This window comes from Microbacterium sp. UBA1097, assembly GCF_002313585.1.
In the GTDB taxonomy this organism is placed as follows: Bacteria; Actinomycetota; Actinomycetes; order Actinomycetales; family Microbacteriaceae; genus Microbacterium.
The window spans coordinates 13561-20051 of the sequence record NZ_DCBW01000054.1; the positions used below are offsets into that span (position 1 = coordinate 13561).

The window sequence follows — 6491 nt, forward strand, 5'->3', positions numbered from 1 at the left end:
ATGAGCGCCGGAGCATCCCGCGCAACCCGCCGATAGCGGTTCCAGACCCCGACCGAGCAGATGACGTTGACGACACCGTGCTCGTCCTCGAGGTTCAGGAAGGTGATTCCGGATGCCGTCGCCGGCCGCTGCCGGTGGGTGACGAGTCCCGCGACCTCGATGCGGCGCCCGGTTTCGTGGCTGCGGATCTCCCGGGAAGTGAGCACTCCGCGTGCGTCGAGAGGCGCGCGATAGTGGGTGAGCGGGTGGTCGTCGGTCGAGATGCCGGTCGCCCACAAGTCGGCGGCGAGAATGTCGTAACTCGTCGGATCGGTGAAGAGGGGCGGCTGCACCGACACCAGCGAGTCGGGCAGGTACTCGGCGCGATCCTGAGCTGCGGCCCCTGCGAGCCACACCCCCTCGCGGCGCGAGATGCCCAGTGACTCGAACGCGCCAGCGGTCGACAGTGCCTCGAGCTGCACCTCGGTCACCCCCGTTCGGCGCACGAGATCACGCAGATCGCGGAACGGCCCGTGCGCATCCCGCTCGGCGACGATGCGCACGGCGGTCGGCTGCCCAACGCCCTTGACGCCCGCGAGCCCCAACCGCACCGCGAAGTTCCCATCGCGGCGGTGGGCTGCCGACTCATCCGGCGCATCACGATCGAACGGACCCACCGGCGGCTGGGTGCGGTGCGTGCAGGCATCCATGCCCGTGGGCGTCGGCATCCGTACGAGAGGGCATGGCGTTTCGGGAGGTTGTGATCGTTCGGGAGGTTCAATATTCCCCGCAGCATCCTCCCGAGCGTCCTGCCCCTCCCGGATGAGCGGAGGGACGGATGCCGGATCTGGCATCAACGGCTCAACCCCGGCCCACACACCGGAGGCGTGCAGATCGGGGCGACGCACTTCCACGCCGTGGCGGCGGGCATCCGAGACGAGGGTCGCCGGCGAGTAGAAGCCCATCGGCTGGGCACGCAGGAGCCCGGCCAAAAACGCGGCGGGATAGTGCAGCTTGATCCACGAACTCGCATAGACGAGCAGCCCGAACGAGAGCGAGTGGGATTCGGCGAACCCGAAGTTCGCGAATGCCTGGATCTTCGCGTAGATCGCATCGGCATCCTCGCCCACGAGACCGTTGCGCGCCATGCCTTCGTAGAGCTTCTCGCGCAGCGACTCGATCCGCTCGAGCCCGCGTTTGGAGCCCATCGCCCGGCGCAGCAGATCGGCATCCTCAGCGGTGCAGTCGCCGATCGCGACAGCCATCTGCATGAGCTGCTCCTGGAACACCGGAACCCCGAGGGTGCGCTCGAGCACCGGCTTGAGCTTCGGATGCGGGTAGGTGACCTTCTCGTCCCCGAGCTTGCGTCGCACGAACGGATGCACCGCGCCACCCTGAATCGGACCGGGGCGAATGAGAGCGATCTCGATCACGAGGTCGTAGAACCGCCGCGGCTGCAGGCGCGGGAGCAGCCCCATCTGCGCGCGCGACTCCACCTGGAACACCCCGATCGAATCGGCCCGGCACAGCATGTCGTAGACCGCCGCTTCCTCTTTCGGGAGCGTTGAGAGCTCCCATTCCTCCCCCGTCGCCTCGCGGATCATGTCGAAGCAGTACTGCAGCGCCGCCAGCATCCCGAGGCCCAGCAGATCGAATTTCACGAGACCCATCCAGGCTGCGTCGTCCTTGTCCCACTGGATGACGGTGCGGTTCTCCATGCGCGCGTGCTCGATCGGTACTACCTCCCCGACCGGCCGCTCGGTGAGCACCATGCCACCCGAATGGATGCCGAGATGCCGCGGCGCCTTCAGCAGCTCGCCGGCGTACGCGATGACCTGGGCGGGGATGTCGTGTTCGGGGCTGCTCTCCAGGGAGCTCCCCCATCTTTCGACCTGCTTGGACCAGGCATCCTGCTGACCCGGCGAGAAGCCGAGGGCCTTGGCCATGTCTCGCACGGCATTCTTGGGCCGGTACTGGATGACGTTCGCGACCTGCGCGGCGCGGTCCCGTCCATAGGTCGCGTAGACCCACTGGATGATCTCTTCGCGCCGGTCGGAGTCGAAATCGACGTCGATGTCGGGCTCCTCGTCGCGCAGGCTCGACAGGAACCGCTCGAAGGGCAGGTCGTAGGCGATCGCGTCGACGGCGGTGATGTCGAGCAGGTAGCAGATGGCGCTGTTGGCCGCCGATCCCCGTCCCTGGCACAGGATGCCGCGCCGCCGGGCCTCTTGCACGATGCCGTGCACGATGAGGAAGTAGCCGGGGAAGTCCTTCATCTCTATGACGCCGAGTTCCCGTTCGATGCGGTCGCGGTCTTTCGGGGCTAGATCGGGATACTTGCGGGGCACCGCCTCCCAGACGAGGTGGCGCAGCCACGTCATCGGTGTGTGGCCCTCCGGAACAGGCAGCTTCGGTAGGGCGGGCTTGGCCCGGCGCAACGGAAAGGCGAGTTCGTCGGCAAGGGTCACGGTGTTCGCCACCGCACCGGGGTACCGGGCAAACCTCTCAGCCATCTCGGCACCCGAGCGCAGGTGCGCCCCGGCGTGGGCGGGGAGCCAGCCGTCGAGCTCGTCGAGCCCCCGGTTCGCCCGGACCGCCGCCACCGCCGCGGCAAGTTGCGCGCGCTCCGGGGCCGCATAGTGCACGTTGTTGGTCGCGAGCAGCGGCAAGCCGCGGTCGGCGGCGAGCGCGGCGAGGCTGTCGTTGTCTCGCGTGTCCGACGGATTGCCGTGGTCGATGAGTTCGACGTGCACGGCGCCCGGGCCGAACAGCGCGACGAGCTCGTCGAGGGCAGCGGCTGCGGCATCCGGCCCACCATCGGCCAACGCGCGACGGACAGCGCCCTTGCGGCATCCGGTGAGCACCGCCCATTCCGACCGGCCGCGAGCGCCGGTGAGTCCGTCGAGGCGTTCCTCGCCGCGGGCGAAGGCCGCGAGCTGCTCGAGGTCATAGTGCGGGCGCCCCTTCTCGGCCCCCTGCAGCTGGGCGCGGGTGAGGGCGGAGGCGAGCCGGTGATACCCCTCCTCGCCCCGGGCGAGCACGAGCAGGTGGGCGCCCACCGGGTCGGGTTCCCCGTTCTGCGGCTTCGGCAGCTCAAGGGAGAGCTCGGCTCCGAACACGGTCTGCAGACTCAGCTGCTCGGCGGCTTCGGCGAAGCGGACGATGCCGTAGAAACCGTCGTGATCGGTGATTGCGAGCGCGTGGAGCCCGAGCCGCTCGGCCTCCTCGGCGAGATCCTCGGGTGAGGATGCCCCGTCGAGGAACGAGAACGAGGAGTGCGCGTGCAACTCGGCGTACGGCACGGTTTCGGCAGGTCGCTCGATCGGCGGTGCAACATAGGGTCCGCGCTTGTGCGACCAGGCCGGGCTGTCACCGCCGTCGCCGGGGGAAGGCTTCGGGCGGCGTCGGTCGCTGAGCAGCCGTTCCATCTCCGACCACGACACCGACGGGTTGTTGAATCCCATCAGTCGTACCGTCCCTCGGCATGCCACGCACCCTGCTCGCACACCAGCAGCCAGGCAGTCTGGTCGGCATCCACGACCTGGAAACGGTGCGCCCGCCGCGCCCGTTTCGCATCCCACGCGCGTTCGATCACCGGCCATGGCCCTGCCCAGGCAGCCACTGCCCGACGCCTGCCGGTTTCGATCATGAGCGTCGGTGTACCGGTGAGCTGCCCACGGTCATCGACCGAGACGGTGACCCCGGATGCCGACACAACCTCGACCGCGACCGGGGCGGCGAACACGGTGGCCGGGAGCGGATCGGGGAGGCTCCCGGGCCAGGGGCGAGCGCGTTCGGCGGCGAGCGTGCGGTGGTCGCGGGGCAGCCGGTCACCCCACGGCACCCACACCTGTCGCTCGGCGAGCCAGCGCCCACCACCGATCGCGGGAGTGACGACCCCACGGTGACCGAGCATCGCCTGCACTCGCGAGAGTGCGTGGTGGACCCGTTCTTCGGGACCAGAGCCGAAAATCGCCGGGGCGTGGTGGGATGCCGCATCAACCGCCTCGGGCGAGATCCGCACGAGTCCGACACCCGTAACGAGGTTGGCCGCATCTTCGGCGAGCTGCCAACGCACCCGGTCGACGATCGCTGCGGCATCGAATGATCCCGGATGCAGCCACACCCGCTCGCTGCGTTCCCTACGGTCGCCAACCAGCTCGATGCGCACCTCGGTGCAGACCAGGTCGATCGCCCCGAGACCGGCGACGAAGGCATCCGCGGTCTGGCGCACCCCGAACGCGACCTGTTCGGCAAGCTCGAGCGGCGGCTCGAAGGCGATCTCGCGCGCAAGCTCCGGCGGCGGCACACGCGGCTCGATCTGCCGGGAATCACTGCCGGCGGCGAGTGCCCGGAGTCTGACTCCTCGCTCACCCAGCCGCTCACGCACACGCTCTTCGGGCATGGCAGCAAAGGCCCCGAGGGTCTGGATGCCGAGGCGGGCGAGCAGGTCGACGATGCCGGATCCCGGGTCGGGGTCGCCGAGCGCGGCGACCGACAGCGGGGCGAGAAACGCGGATGCCGCTCCCTCCGGCACGACGCGGATGGGCTCGGCCGCCGTGGTCGCACTGCGCGCAGCTTGCTCGGCGGTGAAGGGACCGTCGGCAACCCCGATGCGAACATCGACGAGGCTGAGTTCCCGCATCCGTTCAAGCAGCACCCGCGCCGCGGCGGACTCACCACCGTAGTAGCGGGCGGGGCCACGGGCACGGATCGCGCACAGCCCGGGGCGGATGACCTGCACCCCCGGTGCCCGCTCTTCGAGCTGAGCGACGACCGGCGAGAAGGCGCGATGATCGCGTACCGGGTCAGCGGCGACGATGGCGATGGCCGGGCACCGGGCCTGCGCATCGCGCCGCCGAAGCCCTCGGCGTACCCCGTCACGCCGTGCCGCCGCCGAGCATGCGATCACGAGGTTCTTCTCGACCACGGCGATCGGGTCGGCAGGATCGAGCGGATGCGGCCCGTCTCGGGTCAGGGCGATGACCGGCCAATCCGGCATCCAGACCACGAGGCTTCGCGTCGGCGCTCGCAGGGATGAGTCGGCAGGCATGTCACCCTGCTTCCCGAACAGATAGGGCTTCCCGAACTGATAGGGCTTCCCTGACGAACAGAGCTTCACGCTCACTCACGCTTCGAACTGCGGGAGAAATCTCTCGGCCAGCGTCGACGACTCCCCCGGGCGCCGGGAGCAGAACGGGTCCGCGCCGCGGGGTCGACAGTCGGCGACTTGTCACCGTGACGGTGACTTCCCGCGCATCCAGATATCCGTGCCCGCGACCGAGCCCACTCCAGCCCGGATCGCTCACCGACAGCGACGCCTCAGCTTGCGGCCACGGCCCCTGCACGAGCAGCACACCATCGCGATCACGCAGGCGTGCCGCGAACCGAGCGGAGTCGGCATCCGACACCCGCCCCGGCGGGCGCACTGCCACGACAGGAAGAACCTCGGCGACTGTCGCCGCCACCGCGAGCCACCGCGACCCCGGATCGGGAATCACCACAAGCCGCGACAGATCAACCCCGAGTCGCTCGGCGGCCTCGGCTCCCAGGTGCGGCATCCCCACGACCCCGCACCAGGACCCAGCCTGCGAGGGCGGGGCAAGCAGGGCAAGCAGGAGCGAGACGGATGCCGCCCCCGGCGCAAGCGTGTACACCGACCCGGGTCGCAATCCTCCCCCAGGAAGCAACCGTGAGAGCGCGGGATACGCCGGCAAGGCCGGAGCATCCAAGGATCGCCCCTGCACCTGCTCGACCTGGGCGCGCAGGCGATGCACCTCAGCCAGCCGGTCGCGGACGTCAGCGATGGCTTCGGTGCGCTGTGCTCCCATGATCGCCCTCACTCCCACAGGTTAGAACGCATGTTCTAATGCGTCAATGCGATGAGAGCACGATACGAGAGCCATCCGACATCGAAACCGCAGCTATCGTCGGAGCTCATCTCTTCTGTCAGAGAATCCGGTCCGAGGGACCCCACAGAACCGGAGCCCACCGACTGAACCAGCAAGAATAGATACTTTGTTCTAACCCTCGAGCTGGAGTTGAGGGTTGCGGACCTCAGGCCGGAACGATCTCGGCGGTTGTGGCGATGCGCGCGAAGCCGCCGCCCTGCAGCACGAGCGCCGTACCGGCCATGAGCTCAGCCGCCGACCGGCGCACGACACCGAGCCCCGGGATCTCTTCCTCGAGATCGAACGTGCGGGTCGCATCCAGCACGACGGTCACGTCGTAGCCGAGGTTTCCCGCCATCCGGGCGGTGGTCTCGACGCACATGTTGGTCTGGATGCCGCACAGCACCAGTTCACCGATCCCCCGCTCCTGCAGCCACGCATGCAGGTCGGGGTCGCCGTAGAACGCCGAGTTCACGTTCTTGGTCACCAGCACCGCGGCATCCGCGTTAGCCACGGCATCAACCAACGCGTTGCCCGGGTTGGACGGATGCAGCGGAGATTCCGGATGCCGCGAGTCGTGTCGCACGACCACCACCGGCTCCCCCGCGAACGCCTCGATCA

At 68.8% G+C, this 6491-nt stretch carries 4 protein-coding genes; all 4 read right to left on the bottom strand.

Features of this window, described 5'->3' with window-relative positions:
• On the bottom strand, window positions 1-3443 hold a 3443-nt coding region (locus B4F19_RS12995; RefSeq protein WP_292735554.1), incomplete at its 3' end, for an error-prone DNA polymerase.
• Window positions 3443-5032, bottom strand: coding sequence for a DNA polymerase Y family protein (locus B4F19_RS13000; RefSeq protein ID WP_228176877.1), 1590 nt, complete (start codon window positions 5030-5032; stop codon window positions 3443-3445). The genes B4F19_RS13000 and B4F19_RS12995, both read right to left, overlap by 1 nt.
• Before the next feature lies 1 nt (window position 5033).
• On the bottom strand, window positions 5034-5810 hold the full coding sequence (locus B4F19_RS13005; RefSeq protein ID WP_292735556.1) for a hypothetical protein: 777 nt from the start codon (window positions 5808-5810) through the stop codon (window positions 5034-5036).
• A 226-nt stretch (window positions 5811-6036) separates the two neighbouring features.
• Window positions 6037-6491, bottom strand: a 455-nt coding sequence (locus B4F19_RS13010; protein ID WP_292735558.1) for an isochorismatase family protein, incomplete at its 5' end; no start/stop codon positions are given.